Source organism: Robiginitalea sediminis (assembly GCF_002198115.1).
GTDB classification, from domain to species: Bacteria; Bacteroidota; Bacteroidia; order Flavobacteriales; family Flavobacteriaceae; genus Robiginitalea; species Robiginitalea sediminis.
Window position 1 is genome coordinate 451,431 of the sequence record NZ_NGNR01000003.1, and the last position, 22,824, is coordinate 474,254.

The following is a 22,824-nucleotide window of genomic DNA, read 5'->3' on the forward strand; positions in this document are numbered from 1 at the left end:
CCTTTTTTACGAAGGTTTTCCACCGATCAGCACATTTTTGACCCGGTAAGGCCGTTTGCTCTGGGATTCGTAGTACGTGCGGATCAGGAGTTCCATGACAATCCCGATGGTAAACAGCTGGATGCCCCCCAGGATAAACATCATCCCGAAAATGAGCAGGGGCCGGGTACCGATATCCTGCCCGAACCCGAATTTAACGATCAGCAGGTAGGCATTTATGGCTATACCCAGCATAATAAGCAGGACCCCGAAAATCCCGAAGAGGTGGATGGGGCGCTGGAAATACTTGCGGATAAACAGCAGCAGCATCAGGTCTGCGATGACTTTGAAGACCCGCTCCAGGCCATATTTGGAAACCCCGGCATTGCGGGCGTGGTGGCGTACAGGCACCTGTTTGATCTGGGCGCCCTCCAGGTAGGCCAGCAGGGTGATAAACCGGTGCATTTCCCCATAGAGGTTCAGATCCTTGGCAATGGTGCGGGTAAAGACCTTCAGGGCGCAGCCGTTGTCCTTTATATCGAGCTTGGTGGCCCGGCGGACAAGGAAATTCGCGATTTTGGACGGGATTTTCTTCACCAGGGAATCCTTGCGTTTCTGGCGGATGCCCGTTACCACATCCGCACTGCCGTCCAGGACGTGGGGCAGCATCATGGGGATATCCCCCGGGTCGTTTTGCAGGTCCCCGTCCATGGTTATGATGTATTCCCCTTCCGCGTAGTCTATCCCCGCGGCCAGGGCAAGGCTCTGTCCGTAATTCTTTTTCAGGCAAACCAGGTGTACCTTCGGGTCTGCCATATCGGCGACCACCTTGCGGGTAGCGTCTGTGGAAAAATCGTCCACATAGATAATCTGGTAGGTGTATCCTTTGAGGCTCTCGTGTATCTTTTCGGTGAGCAGGGTCACGTTATCCTCCTCATTGTACAGGGGGATGACGATTGAAAGCAGGGAGTGGGTCAGCACCTCCATGGATGTTGCGGGTTTGGGGCCAAAGGTAATTCTTTTCGGCTTAAGGGGTGGGAGAACCGGTCTGCGGGTTTTGCGAAAACCGCGCTACCAAAGACTGGGCTGCCCGGAAGGGGCTTACCTGCATTTCTGCCACTGCCTTGCGCCCGGCCTCCAGGGCTTCCCGGAAGGCGGGGTCGCGGTAAAACTGTTCCAGCATGGCATCTTCCAGGGCCCTTTGGAACCATTGCAGGTTTTGCTCCCTGCGCTTGGCCTGAAAAACCCCGGCGGTTTTCATACGTTCGGTGTAGGCCAGGATCATGGACCAGATTTCAGGAATACCCGTTCCTTCGGTGGCCGAGCATAACTGTACCTCCGGGGTCCAGCCCCCGGGTTTCGGGGGGTAGAGATGCAGGGCTTGTCGAAAACGGGCTGCGGCCCGCTCGGCTGCGGGGACGTTTTCCCCATCGGCTTTGTTGATCGCTATGGCATCGGCCATTTCCACAATCCCCCTTTTTATGCCCTGCAATTCGTCGCCGGCACCTGCAATCTTCAGTAGCAGGAAAAAGTCCGCCATCCCGTGGACGGCGGTTTCACTCTGACCGACACCTACGGTCTCAATTAGGATAATCCGGTACCCGGCGGCCTCGCAAAGGCTTATGGTTTCCCGGGTCCTTCGGGTAACCCCCCCGAGGGACTGCCCGGCAGGGGAGGGGCGGATAAAGGCATTCGGGTGGCGGCTGAGCTGCTGCATCCGGGTTTTGTCGCCCAGGATACTTCCCTTGCTGACACTGCTGCTGGGGTCTACAGCCAGGACGGCTACTTTCTCCCCCTGCCCGGTCAGCAATAGACCAAGGGCTTCTATAAAGGTGCTTTTTCCAGCCCCCGGGACTCCGGTAATACCCACGCGAATACTGTCGGTCCCGCTGCCCAGGCAGGCCTCCACCAGTTGCCGGGCGTCGGGTACATCTGCAGGGAGGGTGCTTTCCACCAGGGTAATGGCCCGCGCCAGGGCGCCCCGGTCTCCGTTTTGCAATTCCCGGAGGAGGGCATCAATATCCCTTGGTTTTCGCGTTTTGGAAAGGGCCATGGGTTTGGGGCTTAGGCGACAGGCTTTACAGGTACCATGATCTGGGTCTGGTCCCAGGAGAGTACCAGCACCACCTCGCCCCGGACAATCTGGAATTCGATAAGGAGCTGCTCCACCGGCTGAGGGAGGCCCAGGGCGGGAACGGCAACCTGCAATACGTCCATATCCGGGTTCCGGGTTGTCTTTGCACCCCCGCTGAGCAGGGTAACGCCCCAGTCCGGGACTTCCTGGTTCAGGATCAGGGACCAGACGTCCTTGCCCGGGATAGTCCAAAGGGAGTAGGTACCTGCCGGCAGGTCCTTTCCCCCAACGGTAATGTCGTGTGTTGTGGAGAAGGTGGTTGGTTCATTGGCGCCCGTCCGCCAGACCTCTCCATAGGGGACCAGGTCGCCGAAAATAACCCGGTTCTTTTTGAACGGGGCACAATAGTTCACCTTAAGGGTGATGCCCGAGGCTTCATAGACCACTTCCTTTTCCGGGCTGTGCTTCTTGGTTTGTTCCCTCAGGTAGGGCATCCCGATAAAATAACCCAGCAGCAGCACTACGGCCAGGATAATTCCAATCCACTTAACGATTTTCATAGGTCGGCAGTTATTTGGTTAAAAATACGAATTCGGCCCGAACCGCAGCCCGGTTCCGTCTGCCCCTCGCGGATTCGCCTTACCTTTTGGATGGGAATTCCTAAAATTTCACAAAAAATCAGCTGTTTTTGAAACGCAGCCGGAAAGCTCCCGTCCTTTAGGCAGCAACAAAAATCAACCCGAACTGGAATCGTCGACCGCTATAGTATCCGACCTGATCCAGCAGTGCAGGAAGCAGGACCGCAAGGCACAACTGGCCCTCTACCGGAAATATGCCCATGGCATGTTCTGTGTGGCCATGCGACTGGTGCAGAACGAGGCGGATGCCGAAGACCTGGTCCAGGAGGCCTTTATCAAAGCTTTCCGGAAGATGGACCAGTACAGGGGGGAGGTCGCTTTCGGGGCCTGGCTTAAGCGGATTGTAATTAACCGTTGCATCGATTTCCTCAAAGCGCGCCGGCAGCACTTTGTGGAACTCGAGGAACACCGGTTGGCTGTGGCGGAAACCGAAAATTGGGAAGTGTCCTTCCCGGTGGGGGTTCAGCAGGTGTACCAGGCCATTGAGGACCTGCCGGATAAATACCGCTATGTGGTGCAGCTCTACCTGGTGGAAGGCTACGACCACAGTGAAATATCGGGAATCCTCGGCCTGCGCGAAGCCACGTGCAGGACCCGCCTGATGCGGGGGAAAGGGTATCTGAAGGAACTTTTAAAAGAGAAACGACATGTCGCAGGATCTTAGAAACCTATTTGAAAAGGAACGGCAGCAAGCCCCGCCCATGCCCGACGGCCACGAGGCGCGGTTCCTGGAGCGGCTCGATGCCGAATTCCCCAGGAAACGGAACAAACCCTATCTGTGGCTGGGTTTAGCGGCCTGCGTGGTGGGCCTGCTCGGTCTCGGGATTTGGCTCTATCCACCCCGCGACCCCTCGGTTCCTGTGCAACCCCAGGTGGTGTTGCAGGATAGCACTGCAGTGGAAGAAGGCCTCTCCCTGGGGGACCTCTCGCCCGACCTGAAAAAGCTGGAGCAGTACTATGCGGCGAACATCAGTATGGAATTGGCCAGTTTGGATATCTCCGATGGGAACAAGGCCGTGGCCGACGGGTACCTGGAGCGGCTGCGGCAGCTCGATGCCGAATACAAAAGCCTCAGCCGGGAGCTCAACGAGATTGGCCCCAACGAAGAAACCATAACGGCTATGATCCGGAATTTCCAGCTGCGGTTGGACCTGTTGCAAAAACTAAAAGCGAAGTTGAACGAATTAAAACAATCGAAAAATGAAACAGTTATCAGCAGTGTGTAAGGGCCTGCTCCTTATGGTCCTCGGCCTGGGCACCGCCCTGGGCCAGCAATCCAGGACCTACAAGGAAACCTTCAAGGTGGCTCCCGATGTCTCGGTATCCCTCAATACCACCCATGCCGACATCGAATTTGAAACCTGGAACCGCAATGAGGTGGTAGTGGAGGCCGAGATTACCCTGGAAGGGGCTACTGAGGAAGAGGCCCGGGCCTATTTCGAAAACGGGGGAATGAAAATCCTGGGCAACAGTTCGGAGGTGGAAATCAGCACCCGCGCCGACCAGGCCTGGACCTACCGTTTTGCTGCTCCTGATGTGGCCGATTTTGATTTTGTGATGCCGGACATCGAAATCCCGGACATCGCTCCAATCCTGGAAGGCATAGAAGTCCCCGGATTTTATATGCCTGAATTGCCACCCATGCCGCCCGTTCCCAATTTCGATTACGAAGCCTATTCCAAGGACGGGGAAGCCTACATGAAACGTTGGCAGTCCGAATTCAAGGAGAAATTCACCCCGGAGTACGAAGAGCGGATGAAGGAGTGGTCCGAGCGGATGGAAGCGCGGGGCGAAGAGCTCGCCGCACGCATGGAGGAGCGTCAGGCTCGGATGGAAGAACGGCAGGCCGAGATGGAAGAACGTATGGCCCGGCGGATGGAAGAGCGGGAGGCCCGGATGGAGCTGCGGGCACAGGAACGCGAAAAAGCTGCTAAGGCTCGTGTAGAGGCCCGCGAAATGGGACTGAGGGCCCGGAAGGATGCGGATAGGTCCAGGGTGTTTTTTATGCGCGGTAACGATGGGAACCGCAAGTTCAACATCAAGAAGACCATCCGGGTTAAGATGCCGAAAGATGCCCGGCTCAAACTCAACGTGCGCCACGGGGAGGTGAAACTCGCTGGGAATACCCACAATATGCAGGCAACCTTGTCCTATTCAAGGTTGCTTGCCTCCACCATAGACGGGGATCAAACGGACGTAAGCGTCCGTTATTCCCCCGTGGCGGTAAAGTCATGGAATAACGGGAAGCTCCAGGCAGACTTTTCTGACGAGGTCCTTCTGGACCAGGTAGGACGCCTGCGGCTTTCGGCCAATGCCTCGGAGGTGACTATTGAAAGGCTCCTAAGGGAGGTATCCATTCACAATAACCTTGGGGTACTGAACATCGGCACCATTGCGTCCGACTTCAGCCGGATGGAGGTTCAGGTGCAAAACGGACAAATCCGGGCCGTTTTACCGGACAGCCCCTATGGGATCCGGGTGGCCAACCACGCCTCGAATGTGTCCCTGCCCGGACAGATCGTTTGGGAGGGCCCTGCAAAAGCCTACGGGAGCGAAAGGAAAGGCTACCATCAGAAACGAGATTCGGGCCGTTCTGTGGTCATTAATGCCTCTTACAGCGATGTAACCTTAAAAGAGTAGCAACAGCCTTCACGCCATCCCAAATCCCTACTGCCTTCTATTGGGCCGTCCTGGCCCAGCGACCTACTCACCTACGAGGCGCTCAATGCGCATTCTCCTTGAGATACTCCTTGAAATTGGCCTTGAATCGGTTTAACCTGGGAATGGAAACATTCTGGATATACGGGTTATTCGGGTTACGGCGCTCATAATCCTGGTGGTAGTACTCCGCCTTGTAGAAAAGGGTAAAAGGGGTCACCTCGGTTACAATGGGCTGGTCGTAGACCTGGTTTTCCTCCAGGGCCTCTATATACGCAGTTATGATTTTTTGCTCCTCCGGAGACTTATAAAAGGCGATGGAGCGGTACTGCGCCCCCCTGTCCGGTCCCTGGCGGTTCAGGGTAGTGGGGTCGTGGGAGCCGAAAAAGACCTGGACCAATTCAAAGAAGCTGATCTGCTCCGGGTCATAGTAGACCTCCACGGCCTCGGCATGCCCGGTTCGCCCGTAACTGACCTGTTCATAGGTCGGGTCTTTTTCCAGGCCGCCGGCATAGCCCGAGATGACCTCTTTTACTCCCCTGACACTTTCAAAAATGGCCTCCACACACCAGAAACAACCGCTGGCGAAATAGGCGGTTTCATACCCGGACAGGTCCTGGGGGGTATCTGCTGCCATGGGGGTGGGCAGGGGCTCCTCCTTGGAGGCATCCGATTTGGCATGGGACTGGCAGCAGACCAGCAGGAGCAGGACCGCGGCCCCGTACAGACTTTTTCCAATTGTGCGCATGGCGATTCTTTTTTTGTTTTCGAAGATACAAAGGGACGGGCAGACCGCTTCCCTAAAGGGTGTTAAAGCCTGGGTGCCCGGTACCGGGGATAGGGTCGCCGCGGGTGGGAGATACTTACAACCCCGCTTGTGAAATCCGGAAGAATTAACCGAAATTGGCTCCTGTGAAACCCTTGCTGCAAATCCCCTATTCCCCGAAGGACTATATCCCGATAGACCTGGAAGGCCTCGACCTTCAAGCCTGTGGGGTTCGGGTGTTGACTCATTTGGATGACCATCAGGCGCAGGTGGCGTATGGGGGATATTTGGAGCGTCGGGGGATTTATGCGGGCTTCGGCCATTTTGGAGGGCAGGAAAATGTGCCCCGCAACATCCACCTGGGGGTGGATTTCTGGGCCCCGGCCGGAACCCCTGTCCTGGCCCCGGTTTCGGGAAAGGTCCACAGCCTGGCGCATCGCCTCACCCCAGGGGACTATGGCCCGGTGATCCTCCTGGAGCACGATATGCCGAATGGGCAGCGCCTCTTTTCCCTCTACGGACACCTGAGTCCTGAAAGCCTTACCGGACTTTACCCGGGTCGGGCGATTGGCGCCGGGGAAGTGCTGGGTAGCCTGGGGTTGGAGGCCGACAATGGCGGGTATCCGCCCCACCTGCATTTTCAGCTTATCCGGGATCTTGAAGGGTATAGTGGCGACTACCCGGGGGTTTGCAGTCCCGAAGAGCTGGATTTTTATCGCCAAAATTGCCCGGACCCGCTTCCCTTCCTCAAAATCTGAGGCCCAAAACCATCGGTTAACGGCTTGTTTTCCCGGTATGCGGTTTACGGAGTGGAATCCGTTCACCGATGCTTTTGAGCACTTAAGCGCCGTTTTTGTCGCATACCGAAAAATAAGGGGGTTTGGCCGATTTCACCCCCCCTTGACCCCTCATCGGGCTGTTATTTTATCAAATAACAGTTCGAATTATGAAAGCCATTGTAACCCTTGTTTTTGTCCTTTTGATCGGAGTAGCCGCCCAGGCTCAGGAGCGCACTGCCGAAGTAAAAGTGGAAGGTGTAAAAATGGAGCTGGTACAGGTTAGCGAAATCCAGCAGCACATCGCCAGGAAGGAGCAACAGGTAGCCCGCCTGTACCGCCGCAGCGGCTCCCGCGTAAAGAAAGCGCTCTCCTTCAGCACGAAATACGACAAGGGAATCGCTTAAGATTCGCCCCGCGCCTTTCCTGATTTCTGATAAATACCGAAAATACCTCCCTGAAAAACCCGGGACCCTACCGATAAACGACCACTTCTTTCGATAAGCGGAAACGGGCATCTGATCCGTTCACCGGGATTTTGATACCGCTTATCCGGGATTTTGCCAGATACCGGGAATAAAGGGTTCTTCGACGAAATGCAAGGGCCTGTACACCCCTTTGCCCCGTTCAGATTACAGATAAAGACCCCAAATCATGAAAGCTGTAATCACCATCGTTTTTGTCCTTTTCATCGGAGTAGCTGCCCAGGCCCAGGAGCGCATTGCCGAAGTAAAAGTAGAAGGTGTAAAAATGGAGCTGGTTCAGGTCAGCGAGATCCAGCAGCATATGGCCCAGAAGGAGCAGCAGGTAGCCCGCCTGTACCGCCGCAGCGGCTCCCGGGTAAAGAAGGCACTTTCCTTCAGTACCAAATACGACAAGGGGATCGCTTAAGATTCGGACAGGGTTTGATGCCGGAGCTTTCCGGATAGGGTGTTGATCTGACTCGGGGTATTGCCCCCGCCCCCAACCATCAATGTAACCATGCAGGATGCAACCGCCTTGCAGGCCTATGGCCCCCCGGGGGTATAATTAGCCCATACCCCTGCAGCCTCCCATCGGGGATTCCCAAATCAAAATTCGGGTTCGAGAACTTAGGACGGATTCTTGTTTAAAAGCGGCTCTAATACCGCCCAGACGTTTTCGGCCAGGATTTTATGGCCTTCTGCCGTGGGGTGGATGCCATCCTGTTGGTTGAGCTCCGGAATGCCCCCAACTCCTTTCAGCAGAAACGGGATCAGCGCCACGCCTTCCTCTGCAGCGATCTCGGGAAAGAGCGCGCGGAATTCTGCGGTGTAATCCGGTCCCATATTGGGCGGGAGCTGCATACCGGCAAGAACGATTTCCGCCTCGGGGTAGCGCGACCTCACCCCCTGGATAATAGCTGTGAGGTTGGCACGGGTCTCACTTAAGGGAATCCCGCGCAGCCCATCGTTGGCCCCGAGTTCCAGGACAAAAACAGCTACCTCCTGCCTGAGGATCCAGTCCAGGCGGTTACGCCCCCCGGCGGTTGTTTCCCCGCTGAGCCCGGCATTGACTACCCGGTAGGGATACGCCAGGGAATCCAGGCGTTGCCCCAGGAGGGCAGGGAAGGCCTGTTCGGTTTCCAGGCCGTAACCCGCCGTGAGGGAATCGCCGAAAAAGAGGATGACGTTCCCGGCAGAGGTAGTGGGTTGTTCAGCTGTTTGTTCCTCCTCTGCAGGAGCCTGGGAAGATGTTTGAGCCGTCCGGTCCCCACAGGAGATCAACAGGGCAAGCAGCAAAAAATAACGAAATTTTAAGAAGGCAGACATAGCGCGCGCTCTGGGTTTTCGAGGTGGTTTGTGTATTTTCAGCCCTTCGAACCACGGGCTCATGTCAAATATATTAAACGTAACGCAGCTACGGAAAAGCTACCATAGCGGGGAAAAAACCCTAACCGTCCTGGATGATATTACCTTCTCGGTAGAGGCCGGAACCCGGTTTGCCATTGTGGGGCCTTCCGGGAGCGGAAAGACAACCTTACTGGGCTTATGTGCGGGCCTGGACCAACCCGATTCCGGGGGTGTGAGCCTATGTGGGGAGGACCTGGGAACCCTAGATGAGGACCAGTGTGCAGCCCTGCGCAACCGGGAGGTCGGGTTCATCTTCCAGAATTTTCAGTTGCTGCCCACCCTGACGGCGCTGGAGAACGTGAGCCTGCCACTGGAACTCAGGGGAGACAAGGCTGCTGCAACCACGGCAAAAGAACTCCTCACCAAGGTAGGCCTGGCCGAGCGCATGGACCATTACCCCAGCCAGTTGTCTGGGGGCGAGCAGCAGCGGGTGGCCATGGCCCGGGCATTTTCCAACAGTCCCAGCCTCCTTTTTGCGGACGAACCCACGGGGAACCTGGATGAGGATACCGGAAGCCGTGTTATAGACCTGCTTTTTAACCTCAATGCAGAAGCCGGGACCACATTGGTGATTGTAACCCACGATATGGACCTGGCCCGGCAGTGCGACCGGATCCTCAGGCTTAAAGGAGGAAGAATCCTGGAATAGGCAAATGGGAAGCAGGCATTCAGATCAAATACCGAAGAACCAGGCAGGGCTTTTATGGCTCCTGCAGATGGCCTGGCGCGATGGGCGGGCCAGCCTCAGGCGCTTATTGCTCTTTATGAGCTCCATCGTGCTGGGTATCGCTGCCCTGGTGGCCATCCAGAATTTCGGGATGACCCTGGAGGAAAACATCGCCGGCCAGTCCCGCGAGCTCATGGGTGCCGACTTCCTGGTAGATATGGAATCCGAACCCGATGAAGCCCTCCGCGATACCATAGCCCTTATTCCAGGGACCTATCTCAGGGAAGTGAATTTTGCCTCCATGCTCTCCTTCCCGGACAGGGAAGGGACCCGCCTGGTGCGCATCCGGGGGGTGGAACCCGGTTTCCCCTTTTATGGGGAACTAACCACAAGACCGGAAGCTGCTGCCGGTGCCTTCGGGAAGGCCCCTGGGGCGCTGGTGGATGCCACGGTCATGACCCAGTATGCCCTTCGGCCGGGAGATTCCGTGACCATCGGAAACCTGACCCTTCCCATAGCGGCGAGCCTTGTGGATGCCCCGGGAAATACGCAGGTTTCCACTTCGGTGGCCCCTGCCATCTGGATCCCTTATGACCAGATTGCAGCTACCGGGCTCATCCAGGTGGGCAGCCGGGTGGAGTACAATTACTATTTTCAAGTTCCCGAGGGAACGGACCTGGGCGCCATTTACGACCGCTGGGATGCCGTGCTGGACGACGCCAATGCGGATATGGACCTGCATACCGACACCAGCGACCGGCTTGGCAGGCGCTACCAAAACGTGGGGCGATTCCTGAAGCTGGTGGCCTTTATCGCCCTTTTGCTGGGGTGTTTAGGGATTGCCAGTTCCGTACACATCTACATGAAGGAGAAGCGGGCTTCCATAGCTATTCTGAAGTGCCTGGGCGCTTCCCGCAGGCAAAGTCTTCTGATTTTCCTTTTCCAGATCGCGGGGATCGGGCTCCTGGGAGGAATAGTCGGTACAGGTCTCGGGTTGGTATTGCAAGCGGTATTCCCCCAACTCATAGGCGGGTTGCTACCGGTGGAACTCCAATGGAGCACACACTGGGAACCGGTAGCTCTGGGGCTTGTCCTTGGTGTGGGGATGGCACTCCTATTTGGACTGCTGCCCTTGCTGGGCAGCTGGTTTGTGAGTCCGTTGGCCGTATTGCGGGTAGCAGAGCGTACCCCGGCCATGTCCAATAGGATTACCACCGCAGTTCTCCTGCTCATTTTTGGGGTCTTGTGGGGGGTGTCCGTCTTGCTTCTGGAGCGACCCCTGCGCGCTCTGTGGTTTGTACTTGGTCTTGCCGCGGTCTTCCTGGTCCTGGCGTTAATCGCCTGGGGTATTATGTGGGGGGTGCGCCGGTATTTTCCCCACGGATGGGGGTTCGAGGCCCGGCAGGGACTCCTTAACCTGTTCCGTCCCAACAACCAGACCCTGGTCCTGATCCTGGCCATCGGGATTGGAACTTTTTTAATCAGTACGCTTTATTTTACGCAGGACATGCTTTTAGCCCGGGCCAGGATGGAGGATGACCGGCCTGCTGCCAACCTGATTTTACTGGATGTCCAGGCCGGGCAGCAAGAGTCGGTGGCAGCCCAGATACGGCCCACGGGTATGGAAGTGCTTGAGAATATCCCCATTGTAACCATGCGGCTGGCCTCCATTGCGGGCCGCACGGTGGAGGCAATCCGTGCCGATTCCACTTCAACGATCAACCAATGGATTCTAAGCCACGAATTCCGGGTCACATACAGGGATAGCCTGATTCCCTCCGAAGTCCTTCAGGAGGGGGAATGGGCCTCCAGTTACGCAGGGACCGGCCCGGTGCCCGTCTCCCTCTCCGACAACGTGGCCCGCGATGCCCGGGTAACCATTGGGGATACCCTGGTCTTTAATGTGCAGGGCGTCTTGATGGACACCTATGTGGCCAGTATCCGCCAGGTGGACTGGGGGCGGATGCAGCTCAACTTCTCCGTGGTTTTCCCGCCGGGAGTCCTGGAGGACGCCCCTCGGTTCCATGTGATGACCACCTATGCCCCGGATACCGATTCCTCAGCCCGCCTGCAACAGGCCCTGGTCCGGAATTTCCCCAATATTACCGTACTGGACATCCGCCAGATCCTGGATGTGATTACCGATATACTGGATAAAATTGGCTGGGTGATCCGGTTTATGGCCTTTTTCAGTATCCTTACAGGACTCATCGTATTGCTGGGCGCAGTCCGTACCAGCAAATACCAGCGCATACGGGAAAGTGTGCTGTTGCGTACCCTGGGGGCTCAGGGCCGGCAGATCCTGAGGATTTCGGCCATGGAATACTTTTTCCTTGGGGCTATAGGTGGGCTGATGGGCGCCGTACTGGCCCTACTGGCTACGGAACTGCTGGCCTATGGGGTTTTCGAGGTTCCCTTTACCCCCTCCTGGGTCCCCTTCGGGGTAGTCTTCCCGGTGATTACCCTGCTGGTACTGGGTATCGGCCTTGCGAACAGCCGTGGGGTTATTAAGAGCCCGCCCTTGGAAGTGCTCCGAAAAGAGGGGGTTTAGAGGGGGTAGGGGAGGTTGCCGTTCAGGGACCCACCCGCCCGCCCGGGAACAAGTTCGCCCTTTTCCCTGCAAACCCCTTGCAGTCAGCCACTACCAGAAATGATTTTTTTTTCTTCCCAAACCAAAAAAAAACCCGAAAAAAGTGAAACAAATCCCGGGAATTCGCTACTTATGCTAAGAACCATTAATTCTAAAATTCGGAAATCTATGAAAACACTTCGCTTCACCGTTCTCGCGCTGGCGCTGGCATTGGGGACTTCCCTGCAGGCCCAGACAGCCGACGAGATCCTCGACAACTATTTTGAAAATATCGGGGGTCGGGAGAACCTTAAAGCCGTTACAGGGATGAAAATGACTGCCAAAGTCAATCAGCAGGGCATGGAGATCCCATTAGAGATTTACCAGCTCAGCGACGGACGGCAGATGACTGTCATAAAGTTTCAGGGCAAGGAAATCAAACAAGGGGTCTTCGATGGGGAAACCCTTTGGAGCACCAACTTCATGACCATGAAGGCAGAAAAAAGCGATGCGGAAGCCACCGCCAATTTTAAGCTGAACACCAACGATTTTCCGGATTCCTTCCTGGATTATAAGGACAAGGGGTATACGGTAGAATATGTGGGTGAAGAATCGGTAGAAGGTACCCCGGCCTATAAAATTAAGCTCGTAAAGGAGCCACTCACCATAGATGGGGAAACCAAGGAAGATGTGGCATTTTACTACTTCGACACTGAAAATTACGTGCCCATCGCCATGGAGTCAGAAATCCATATGGGTCCCATGAAGGGCCAGATGTCCTGGGTCACCTTCAGCGATTACCAGGAAGTGGATGGCCTGTACTTTCCCTTCTCCATGAGCCAGGGGGTTAAGAACGGAGGTTCCCAGCCCATTACCATGGAGACCATCGAACTCAACCCGGAGGTAGATGCCGCTGCGTTTGCCTTCCCGGAAGAAGTAGCTGAGACCAAAGAATAACTCACCCATTATAAAGGCCGGTATTGTACCGGCCTTTTATTTTTAATCAACCTGTAATATGAGAACTTTTATATGGCTCATGTTGCTGGCGGTGGCATTTCCACAAGCCGTTGCCGGACAACAAAAAGACACCTTGCGCGCAGACAATGTCTTCGGCGACTTGCGTGCACGCCACATTGGCCCGGCCCTGATGAGCGGCCGAATCAACGACCTGGAGGTCCACCCTGCCAACAACCGGATTATGTATGTTGCATCCGCAGGGGGTGGCGTCTGGAAGTCCGGCGATGCCGGGACTACCTTTGCCCCGATCTTCGACGAGTATTGCCAGAGCATCGGGGTAGTGACCCTGGATCCGAGCGATCCAGACAATACCATCTATGTAGGCACAGGAGAAACCTGGACGCGAAACAGCGTATCTGTGGGATGCGGTTTGTTTCGCTCCCGAGATGCCGGTGCGACATGGGAAAAACTCGGGTTCGACAACAGCGAGCGCATAGCCAATGTACTGGTCCATCCGGAAGACCCCAACATCATCTATGTGGGCGTTTTGGGTGCCCTCTGGAGCGACAGTGAGGAACGCGGGGTTTACAAATCCACCGACGGGGGTGCTACCTGGGACCGTATCCTCTATACGGATGCCCGGACGGGGGTGGCTGATATGGCCATGGACCCCTCCGACCCCAACACCCTTTATGCTTCCATGTGGGAATTCCGCCGTACCGGCTGGTCCTTTGAGTCTGGCGGCGGGAACAGTGCCCTTTTTAAATCGACCGATGGCGGTGCTACCTGGAACAAGATTCATAACGGATTCCCGGGTGGGGCCCTCGGACGCCTGGCGATTGCCGTAGCGCCTTCCAACCCACAGGTACTCTATACTGTAATTGAGGCCGAGCAGGACGAACGCAAAGGACTTTACCGCAGCGACGATGCCGGGGCATCCTGGGAACAGCTCAACAACGATTTTGAGATTACAGTACGCCCCTTCTACTTCTCCCGTATTGTGGTAGACCCGCGCAACGAGGATGTGGTGGTTAAAGGCGGTCTCAGCGGCAGTATTTCCCGGGATGGTGGAAAAACCTTCCGCAGCCTGGGCAATATGCACTCGGACATCCACGACATCGCCTTCAGCATTGTCGATTCCGATATCATGTATGTAGGTACCGATGGCGGGCTGTATCGGAGCTGGGACGGGGGTAGCACCCTGGAAATCTGCGAAGACCTTCCGCTATCCCAGTTTTACCACGTTAGCGTGGACGACGCGGAGCCCTACAACGTTTATGGCGGATTGCAGGACAATGGATCCTGGTATGGGCCTTCCTCTTCCCCGGGCGGCATTACCGCCCGAGACTGGAATTCCATTGGCCAGGGCGACGGGTTCCGGGTGTTGAAGCACCCCACCAAACCCATTATTTACAGCGAAATGCAGGGTGCCGAGAATGTCTGGCGTACCGATACGGAAAAGCGACTGATCAAGACCATCCAGCCCCAACCCACAGCTCAGGCGCCTGACCTGCGTTTTAACTGGAATGCCCCTATGGCCACCAGCGTCCACCAGCCGGACCGGTTTTATATGGGAAGCCAATACCTACACAAATCCGAGGATATGGGGGAAACCTGGTCAATCATCAGCCCGGACCTTACCACCAACGATCCGGCCAAGCAAAACCAGGAAGACTCCGGTGGGCTTTCCATGGACAATTCCGGGGCGGAAAACCATACTACCATCTTTACCATAGCCGAATCGCCTTTGGATGAGAACATCATCTGGGTGGGGACAGACGACGGAAATGTGCAGGTCACCCGCGATGGGGGCAAGACCTGGACCAATACCGTTGCCAATATCTCAGGACTCCCGGCCAATACCTGGGTCTACCACATTGAGGCCAGTGTGCACGACAAGGGTACGGCCTATGCCGTATTCGACGGCCACACCCGCGGGGATATGGCTCCCTACGCTTACAAAACAGAGGATTTCGGAGCTACCTGGAAATCCATCATTACCGATGAGGTGGAAGGTTTTGCCCGCTCCCTCCAGGAAGATTACGAGAACCCGGATCTGCTCTTTCTGGGTACAGAATTCGGCCTGTTTATTACCCTGGATGGTGGCCTGAGCTGGGCTCCCTTCCGCAATAACATGCCTCCTGTAGCCGTCCATTACCTGGAATTGCACAAGGGAACCAACGACCTGGTTATGGGGACCCATGGCCGCGGGGTGATTATCCTGGACGATATTTCCCCTTTACGCGAACTCAATGCCGGGGTTATGGATGCCACCCTGCACTTTTTCGATTCCAAACCGATGGAAATCAACGAGCGCAGCAGTTTTGGCAATTCCACGGTAGAGACCGAGTTTGTGGGGGCCAACCGGAGCACCCAGGGTCAGCTGAAGTATTATATGAAACGGCGTCACACCTTCGGGAAGATGACCATGCAGATCCAGGATATGGATGGCAATAAGGTTGTCGACGTAGAACCTGGGAAATCTGCTGGGATCAATGTGGTTTCCTGGGGCTTTACCCGGAAGATACCTAAAGTGGCCAAGGGCAAGACGTTCTCCTTCGGAGGGTTTACCGCCCCTACTGTGCCGGCAGGGATGTACAAGGCTGTCATCCAGAAGGGACGTGAGACCTATGAGCATCCCTTCGAGGTAGTCTACCAGGACAATGGTATTTCCCTGGAAGACCGCAAGGCCAAGGAGAAGACCACCATGGAGCTCTTCGACATGACGGAATCCCTGGCCTACCTGGTATACCAGGTGGACGCCTATATGGCACAGGCAGAGGCGGCCGGTGACAAACGCGATCTGGAACGCCTCCAGACCCTTAAAGAGGGCCTGGTGATTACCACGGGAGACAATTATGTGGCCTCGGCAGAACCGCAGCTTCGCGAGAAGATGGCAGACCTATACAGTAAGGTGGCCAGCAGCTACGGGGCACCTTCCGGAGCCGATATGGAGAACTTTAAACTGATCTCTGACCGTTTTGCCACCGCCAAAGCCGAGTTTGAGAAACTAAAGCCCAGGGTGAAGGGCGGGGAAACCCTTCAACTGGCGAGTTTCGAAGAATTCCTGGAAATGGATTAAGCCGTTTAATTGGAATAGGAATAAAACCACTGCCGCAAGGCGGTGGTTTTTTTATGGCAGACTGATAGCCATGGGGAACCGCCGGAAAACCCATTGGGTTTCCTCGGGGGAAAGTCCGGAGAGGGATTTTCCGAAGACCCGTTGGGCGTATTGGAGGCGAGCTTCGGTGATGGCAAGGGCAATCTGGTCTTTTAGCCGGGTATAACTGCTGAATTTGACGTCGGGTTCCGGTTCAATTATATAGCGGGCATCGTCCCCAAACCTGCGGGCATGCTCATAAACCAGGGGTTTAAGCCGTTCCCAGGGCAGGAGTTGGTCCGCCACCACCAGTTGGTCGCGTTTGTTGAGGAAGACCCGCAGCAGGTTGGCCCCTAAGGTTTGCATCCCGGCAGGAGGGGGCAGGGGTTGCCTCAGGCGGGTGGCTTCTGCTTCGGATTCCCGGCTCTGTGCTTCCAGCAGAAAGTAGGTTTCTACTCTGTAGAAGGGATCTTCAAGAGCATCTGCATCCAACAGTTCCAGCAGGGAGGCAGCCTGAAGACTTGCGGGGATCTCCTCAGCGCGCAGGATATCGCGCCGGTCCAGAAACCGGGAGGGAAGATCTTCTTGTTCCTGATCCGTAATGCCGGGGCTTAGAGCCGTACACGTTGTTCGGGCTTCACTGGAAAGTTTTTCGGGACTGGCCGGGGGGGTGAATGATGGGATATCCCGGGTCTCCAGGCGGATGCCGGAGGCTATTTGCTGCAACATTTCGCGATAGGCTGTGCCTGTTCTGTCCGACAGGACACCTGCCTGGATGAGGTCGGTTTCAAAACGAGTCGCCAGACTGTCAAGGTTCGCTCCTGCCCGCTGGTATACCTCCTGCAGGCAACCGTAGTAGGACACTGGGGCCTCCTGAGCCCGGATAGTCAGAAAGGTGAAGGCCAGCAGGGCCAGGGGTAATACGCGTGAGGGTATGGGAAGCAGGGGCAGGGCCATTTTTTTAGGCTTAAGATACGGAAAAACCCAGGTATTGGGCTGCCGCAGAGGTGGTCTGGTTTCTCAAGCGGCTACGCCGATTGGGGTAATTTAACGGATATTCGGGCTGCTGGTCTGGTATACCGCAGAATCCCGCCCAAAACGCGTTACTTTACTATAATACCCGTACTAAAGGGTATGCGTTATGGAACTGATACTGCTCATTACCGGCCTTGCCGGGACCCTGGTCCTGGTACTCGCCAGCCGGCGCGCCCTTCGCCCCGTTAAGGTTCGTAAATAAAGAGGTTATTCTTTAACCCCGGGCTGCAGGAGTTGGAAACCTTCTGCTTCCTTGGCCTGACGGACTTGTTGGCGTACATCTGCCAACAGGGCTTTTGCATCGTATAAAATCCCGTCCTTGATGGTGTATTTCACACCGCCTACCCGGACGACCTCATTGTTTTCGGTTAGCTTCACCGCTCCTGTTCCATAAAGGGATTTCAGGTTCTGAAGGGGGTTTTCCTCTACTACCACCAGGTCGGCCAGCTTCCCTACTTCCACCGTGCCGATTTGTTGCTCCATCCCCAGTGCCTCAGCCCCGTTGAGGGTTGCTGCGCGTATAATCTCGAGCGGGTGGAACCCGGCCTCCCGCAGCAGTTCCATTTCACGGATATAGGCAAAGCCGTACAGCTGGTAGATAAACCCGGAATCGGACCCTACCGTTACGCGGCCGCCCCGGTTTTTATATTCGTTCACAAAGGTCATCCAAAGCTGGTAGTTCTTTTTCCAGGCCACTTCCTGTTCGGTGCCCCAGTAATGCCAGTAGGAGCCGTGGGAGACCATACTGGGCTCGTAGAAACGCCACAGGGAGGGCAGGGTATAGGCCTCATGCCACTCGGCGCGTCTGGCCCGGTGCAGGTCCCGGCTGGCTTCGTAGATATTGAAGGTGGGGTCCAGGGTAAAATCCAGTTGTAACAGCTCCTCCATGACCGCATTCCAATGGTCGGAATAGGGAGGGGCTGCCTGCTGCCAGAGTTTCCCGGCCTCCTCGAAGCGGTGCTGTTCGTTGTTGTAGTTGTAATCCAGCGGATAGTCCTGTACGGTCCGGTCGGCAAATAAGGCCTCCGGCAAGCCATACCAATGCTCCATACTGGTGAGACCGGCCCTGGCAGAGTGCAGGACATTCCACCGCGCCACTGCCAGTTGGGCATGGTGGCAGGCGGAGCGCAACCCGAGTTTTTTGTTTTCGTCCAATGCGGCGGTCATAATATCGGGCGCAGCCCCGAAGAACTTGATGCCGTCGGCTCCTTTTTTGGCGTTATTGCGGACCCATTCCCGCGCCTGTGCCGGAGTGCTTATAGGGGTGTCGCTGCCCTGGCCGAATCCGGTATAGATATGCAGGCGGGGGGCAACGATGCTGTTTTGGGCACTCTTGCGTTTGAGGTCCATGGAAAAGTCCACCCCTCTGCCGCTGGGTTCCCTGACTGTGGTAATCCCGTGGCCCATCCAGAGTTTAAATACATAATCCGGCTCAGCTCCCTGGGGTTTTCCACCGATATGCCCATGCATGTCGATAAACCCGGGGAGGACATACATGCCGGCTGCCTGGATTTCTTTTCCTCCTGGTTTCAGTGCTGGGCGGTCCTTGGGGTCGATGGCCACCCCGGGATACCCGACGGTTTCCACCCGTGTGATGCGGTTGCCCTCCACTACGATGTCTACCGGACCCAAGGGAGGTGCCCCGTTTCCATTGATCAGGGTTGCACCACGGATAATGAGTTGGTCAAACGGACCCTCGGAGAGGGATTGCTGGCCCAGGGCCGTTGCGGTAAGCATAATGGCCGCACTCAGGCAAAACAGGAATTTTCGCATAGGATTTGGTATTTATTCGCGGTTCCAGGGGGGCGCCCCCCCCGGCACCAAAATAGCTGATTGCCCTGCAATCTGCCGGCAAGCTGGTTTAAAACACTTTCTACTGGGGCACCCGGATATGATTCCCCAGGAACAACGCGTTGAGGAACAGCCGGTTGGTTCCATACCAACTCCCCCTGAAATTCGGGTTGTCGGCAAAAAGGACAATACGCCCTCCCCCGGCCGGGCTTACCAGCAGGGAGGCCGATTTCCGCGCGAATTGCTCCAGGTTTTCCGGGCTGATGTATCCGTCCACATGTGGGTTCTGGGTGTATTTTGCCACAGTGGCATATGGGTTTTTACTCGGTGCCAGCCAGACCTGGTTGTTTTTGTAGACCGGGATTTCCCGACCCGAATATCCAAATGCCAGCGGATGGGTGAGATCCAGGTCTGCCCTGAGGATGATCCCGCCCACTTCTTCCCGTCCGATGTTTTCCGGGGCGTCTGCATAGGGCTTTCGGGTAGCGGGTTTGGTACTGTCCTTTTCGGCTTCGGTCAGCGTTTCCTTAGCCCATCCCTGCTTGACTGCATAGGAGGAAGCGCTTCCAATGGTGATCAGGGTATTGCCCTTGCGGACCCAGGCGTTTATTTTCTCCCGCTGTTTTTCATCCAGGTCATACCGGCCGCTGACCAGGACCAGGGTATTGTACCCGTCCAGGCGGATCCTGTCAAAATCCCGTAGCGGCAGTTTGGTAATGGGCATACCCACCCGGGTATCCAATAGGTGCCAGACTTCCCCGGCTTCATAGGAGCGAATCCCTTCCCCTATAAGCATGGCGGCCTTCGGCTTGCGTAGGGGCTGTACATACCGGCTTCCCAGGTCTATCCCCTTCAGGTGGTAGCCGGAGTGCACCGCGTAGGCGGGGACGCCCAGCTCCTGATGAGCCGCCTGTAGTACCTCGTACACCTTTTCGGGAGGGTGGGATTGTTGGCGGACCGGGATTACCAGGGTTCCGGCGTCAAAGGCCATTTCCATGTCGTCCACGCGGGTGGTAAAGGGTTTAAAGGCGCTGGCCAGGACCAGGCCCTCAGACTGCAGGCGGTGGAGCAGGGCGGGGGCATTATAATCGTTCCAGTCAATCAGGTAGGCGTACTCGGAACGGGCCACCGGGGCCACAGGGAACAGGTTGTTTAGGTCCTTGACCTCCTCGCCCAGGGATGCAGATCGCAGCGGACGGTAATCGATATTGTAAAAATGGGCTACCGACCAGGCGGAGGCATCGTAAAAAACACTGTCCCGGTACCGCCGATAGGTCTCAAAAAAGGTCTGGACCATCCGGTACTGGGGTTGCCCGGTGGGCACCAGGAAATCTCCGTTGGACCCCCGGTACACCTTAACCCTGTGGATCAGGAGTTTGTCAAGCAGGGCCTTCAGGCGGTTGCGGTCTTTGCTTTCGCGGATGCGGTATGCACCAACCCTCGACGCAGCGGCATTGCGCAGGGCGCTGGTAAAGAAGTTCTTCTGATAGCGGCGCAGGTAATCCTTGTTTTCCACTGCGGCCTTTACCGTTGCCATGGTCGAAACCAGTTGGTTCCGGATGGTAAAGGCAAAGGTGATTTTACCGTATGCCGTATTCTGTACGTGACCTCTGGAACTGGCCTGTTCGAAGAGCAGGCCCAGGCCGCCCTGCAGGTCCGGGTAAGAGGAGCCGTAGCCCGGATAGGTGCCATCGAAGACCTCCTTGGTAAAATACAGTGACCCGATACTGTCCAGGGCCTCGGAAAAGTATTCCGCAAACCGGTCGTTGAGGTCAACGTAATTCTCACGGGGCATGATCGGGTCCAGGGAGCCATTGGCCTTCATGGGTTCGAAGAAATGCGTGCTCTGGGTTCCCATTTCGTGGAAGTCGGTGACTACATTCGGGTACCACTGGTGGTACCAGTTCAGCTTGCCGCGGCTTTCCGGGTGGATGGCCAGCAGCCAGTCCCGGTTCAGGTCAAACCAGTAATGGTTGGTCCGGCCTCCGGGGAAGTATTCGTTGTGTTCGGCATCCTGGGGGTCGCTTACCTGGGGCTCTCCCCGGTAGGAATTGGCCCATTGGGTATGCCTGTCGCGTCCGTCCGGGTTGATGGTGGGATCCACAAATACCACGGCCTGCTCCCGGTACTGCGCGATGCGCGGGTGCTCCGAGGCAACCAGGATATATGCCGCCAGCATAGCAGCCTCTGAACTGGAGGGTTCATTCCCGTGGACGTTGTACCCCAGGTTGATAAAGACCGGCAGCTCCGGGTCTGCGCGGAAAGGCGTGTCCGGGTTGGTGAAAGCCAGGTGGCGCTCCTGGAGTTCCGGTAAATTTGCCAGGTGCTGGGAACTGCTGATACGCAGGATCACCAGGGGCCGTTTCTCGTGGGTATACCCGTACACCTCCAATTGGGCCCGGTCCGACTTCTCGGCCAGGGTCTGGAGGTAGTGTACAATCCGGTCGTGACGGGTGTGGTATTCCCCTATGCCATATCCCAGAAAGGCTTCCGGGGAGGGTACCTCCTCGCGGTAGGGTTCAAATTGCTCGAGGAAATAGTCCTGGGAATACCCCAGGAAGGCGCTGCAGCAAAGCAGCAACAGGAAAAGTGTACGCATGGGTTGGTCTCGTTAGTCAGGTGGAACTAAAGATAACAATAAAAGGCATAAACCCCGAGGGGTCAGGCCATGGTGTGGAATGGGGCCTGGCTGATTTCCTGGAAACGGATAATGTAGTTGGTGCCCTGTTTGGACAGGTCGCGGATCACGGAGCCTTTCAGCTGCCGGCTCAGGTTGTGGATGAGTTTGAGTCCCAGGGATTTGCTGGTCTTGTGGGTCAGGGCCTCCGGGAAGCCTACCCCATTGTCGCCAATGCGCAGCACATACTCCTTCTGGTCCTCTTGTTCCAGGACGATGCTGATTTCACCCTGGTCCTGGTTCTGGAAACCGTATTTCAGTGCGTTGGTGACCGCCTCATTGATGAGAAGCCCCAGGGGGATGGCCGTATCGATTCCCAGTTCAATCTCGGGAATGTCCAGGTTTAGCTTGATCTTGCTCTCGGTTCCCTTGATGGATTTGATGAGGTATTCGCCCAGGTCCTGCACATAGGTCCGGTACTCGATTTTGGCCAGATCGTCCCGCATATAAAGCATTTCATGCACCATAGCCATGCAGACCACGCGGTTCTGGCTGCTTTGGAACAGGTTGCGGATATAGCTGTCCTCCACCTCCCGGCTCTGCATGCGCAGCAGGCTCGAAACGGTCTGGAGGTTGTTTTTCACCCGGTGGTGCACCTCCTTGAGTAACATTTCCTTTTCCTTCATCCGGGCCTCCATTTCCCCTTTGGTCCGGTAAAGCCGATGCTGGGTATGCATCACCTGGTACCCGAAAACACCGCCCAGCAGGTATAAGGCCAGCAGGATACTCAAAAAGGCGAAGGCGTCCCTGGAGGCTTCCGGGACGAGGTTGGTGGCAATGCTGTATTCCGCCAGGCTCTGGGAATAGATCCCTACGAGGATCAGCAGGCTTAGGGTCAGGTAGAACCGCCCGAAACGCGGGGCGGTCACATAGCCGGAAAACACCACAATAGCCAGGGTAAAGATAAAGGGGCTGTTAATCCCGCCGCTGTACAGGACAATGGTCACAGCACCCATCAGGGCCATGGTGGCCGCTATATGGAAGGTGGTTTTCAGGCTACTGTGAAACCGGTAGAGCAGCAGGTTGGCACCGTTGAGCAGGGCAAACCCAGCGAGGACCCAGGGAATAAGCTGCCGGATATCCAGCAGGGTCCAACAAATTAAAGCCAGCAGCAGGCAACAGGCCGTGGCCGTAAGGCTTACCTTAAAGAAGAGGGCGGTTTTATCCTGGATTTGCTCCAGGTGCCGCTCGTTCTTCTTCATTCTTATGAAAATCGGCTTTTCAGACATGCTGGCAGGTTACCTCCGGCAAAACACTTTCCCCGCA

General features: G+C 56.2%; 19 protein-coding genes. 10 read left to right on the top strand and 9 right to left on the bottom strand.

Annotation, left to right across the window (positions count from 1 at the left end):
* Positions 1-6: 6 nt before the first annotated feature.
* The 3 genes from CA832_RS11880 to CA832_RS11890 are packed head-to-tail and all read right to left on the bottom strand — an operon-like array spanning position 7 to position 2,613.
* Positions 7-966: a glycosyltransferase family 2 protein gene (locus CA832_RS11880; protein ID WP_088341822.1), complete on the bottom strand. Its 960-nt coding sequence runs from the start codon at positions 964-966 to the stop codon at positions 7-9.
* A gap of 40 nt (positions 967-1,006) precedes the next feature.
* Entirely contained in the window at positions 1,007-2,032 is a 1,026-nt protein-coding gene (meaB, locus tag CA832_RS11885; RefSeq protein ID WP_088341823.1) for a methylmalonyl Co-A mutase-associated GTPase MeaB, read from the bottom strand.
* Between the two features lie 11 nt (positions 2,033-2,043).
* Complete coding sequence (locus CA832_RS11890; protein WP_088341824.1) at positions 2,044-2,613, bottom strand: DUF2911 domain-containing protein; 570 nt, start codon at positions 2,611-2,613, stop codon at positions 2,044-2,046.
* 253 nt (positions 2,614-2,866) lie between these two features.
* Between CA832_RS11890 and CA832_RS11895 the strand changes: the two genes are divergently transcribed.
* Genes CA832_RS11895 through CA832_RS11905 form a run of 3 tightly spaced genes read left to right on the top strand, consistent with a single transcriptional unit; the run spans position 2,867 to position 5,331 of the window.
* Complete coding sequence (locus CA832_RS11895) at positions 2,867-3,355, top strand: RNA polymerase sigma factor (RefSeq protein ID WP_317042287.1); 489 nt, start codon at positions 2,867-2,869, stop codon at positions 3,353-3,355.
* Positions 3,339-3,917, top strand: a complete 579-nt coding sequence (locus CA832_RS11900) for a hypothetical protein (protein ID WP_198944483.1) — start codon at positions 3,339-3,341, stop codon at positions 3,915-3,917. The genes CA832_RS11895 and CA832_RS11900 overlap by 17 nt, the downstream gene beginning before the upstream one ends.
* A complete protein-coding gene (locus tag CA832_RS11905; RefSeq protein ID WP_143542386.1) occupies positions 3,892-5,331 on the top strand; it encodes a hypothetical protein in 1,440 nt (479 codons plus the stop codon). The genes CA832_RS11900 and CA832_RS11905 overlap by 26 nt, the downstream gene beginning before the upstream one ends.
* A gap of 82 nt (positions 5,332-5,413) precedes the next feature.
* Here CA832_RS11905 and msrA read toward each other — a convergent pair whose 3' ends face one another.
* Positions 5,414-6,097: a peptide-methionine (S)-S-oxide reductase MsrA gene (gene msrA, locus CA832_RS11910; RefSeq protein WP_088341828.1), complete on the bottom strand. Its 684-nt coding sequence runs from the start codon at positions 6,095-6,097 to the stop codon at positions 5,414-5,416.
* A gap of 164 nt (positions 6,098-6,261) precedes the next feature.
* Here msrA and CA832_RS11915 point away from each other — a divergent pair, with 164 nt between their 5' ends.
* The 3 genes from CA832_RS11915 (at position 6,262) to CA832_RS11925 (ending at position 7,782) form a co-directional block, all read left to right on the top strand.
* Positions 6,262-6,873 carry a peptidoglycan DD-metalloendopeptidase family protein gene (locus CA832_RS11915; RefSeq protein ID WP_158211927.1) on the top strand — a complete coding sequence of 204 codons (612 nt, stop codon included), beginning with the start codon at positions 6,262-6,264 and terminating at the stop codon, positions 6,871-6,873.
* A 188-nt stretch (positions 6,874-7,061) separates the two neighbouring features.
* Positions 7,062-7,298, top strand: a complete 237-nt coding sequence (locus CA832_RS11920; RefSeq protein WP_088341830.1) for a hypothetical protein — start codon at positions 7,062-7,064, stop codon at positions 7,296-7,298.
* A 247-nt stretch (positions 7,299-7,545) separates the two neighbouring features.
* Positions 7,546-7,782, top strand: coding sequence for a hypothetical protein (locus CA832_RS11925; RefSeq protein WP_088341831.1), 237 nt, complete (start codon positions 7,546-7,548; stop codon positions 7,780-7,782).
* A 200-nt stretch (positions 7,783-7,982) separates the two neighbouring features.
* Here the strand turns inward: CA832_RS11925 and CA832_RS11930 are convergent, their stop codons facing one another.
* Positions 7,983-8,681, bottom strand: a complete 699-nt coding sequence (locus CA832_RS11930) for an arylesterase (RefSeq protein WP_088341832.1) — start codon at positions 8,679-8,681, stop codon at positions 7,983-7,985.
* A 61-nt stretch (positions 8,682-8,742) separates the two neighbouring features.
* On the opposite strand from CA832_RS11930, the gene CA832_RS11935 reads away from it, so the two are divergent.
* The 4 genes from CA832_RS11935 (at position 8,743) to CA832_RS11950 (ending at position 16,037) form a co-directional block, all read left to right on the top strand.
* Positions 8,743-9,411, top strand: a complete 669-nt coding sequence (locus CA832_RS11935) for an ABC transporter ATP-binding protein (RefSeq protein ID WP_088341833.1) — start codon at positions 8,743-8,745, stop codon at positions 9,409-9,411.
* Positions 9,412-9,478: 67 nt separating this feature from the next.
* Entirely contained in the window at positions 9,479-11,980 is a 2,502-nt protein-coding gene (locus CA832_RS11940) for an ABC transporter permease (RefSeq protein ID WP_088341834.1), read from the top strand.
* A 207-nt stretch (positions 11,981-12,187) separates the two neighbouring features.
* Entirely contained in the window at positions 12,188-12,955 is a 768-nt protein-coding gene (locus CA832_RS11945; RefSeq protein ID WP_088341975.1) for a LolA family protein, read from the top strand.
* 58 nt (positions 12,956-13,013) lie between these two features.
* Complete coding sequence (locus CA832_RS11950) at positions 13,014-16,037, top strand: WD40/YVTN/BNR-like repeat-containing protein (RefSeq protein ID WP_088341835.1); 3,024 nt, start codon at positions 13,014-13,016, stop codon at positions 16,035-16,037.
* A 51-nt stretch (positions 16,038-16,088) separates the two neighbouring features.
* On the opposite strand, the gene CA832_RS11955 is transcribed toward CA832_RS11950, so the two are convergent.
* From CA832_RS11955 to CA832_RS11970, 4 genes are all read right to left on the bottom strand, one after another.
* Entirely contained in the window at positions 16,089-17,012 is a 924-nt protein-coding gene (locus CA832_RS11955; protein WP_088341836.1) for a hypothetical protein, read from the bottom strand.
* A gap of 285 nt (positions 17,013-17,297) precedes the next feature.
* Positions 17,298-18,827 carry an amidohydrolase family protein gene (locus tag CA832_RS11960; RefSeq protein ID WP_233131806.1) on the bottom strand — a complete coding sequence of 510 codons (1,530 nt, stop codon included), beginning with the start codon at positions 18,825-18,827 and terminating at the stop codon, positions 17,298-17,300.
* Positions 18,828-18,963: 136 nt separating this feature from the next.
* Positions 18,964-21,480: a M14 family zinc carboxypeptidase gene (locus CA832_RS11965; RefSeq protein WP_088341838.1), complete on the bottom strand. Its 2,517-nt coding sequence runs from the start codon at positions 21,478-21,480 to the stop codon at positions 18,964-18,966.
* A 62-nt stretch (positions 21,481-21,542) separates the two neighbouring features.
* Entirely contained in the window at positions 21,543-22,760 is a 1,218-nt protein-coding gene (locus CA832_RS11970; RefSeq protein ID WP_233131796.1) for a sensor histidine kinase, read from the bottom strand.
* Between the last annotated feature and the right edge of the window lie 64 nt (positions 22,761-22,824).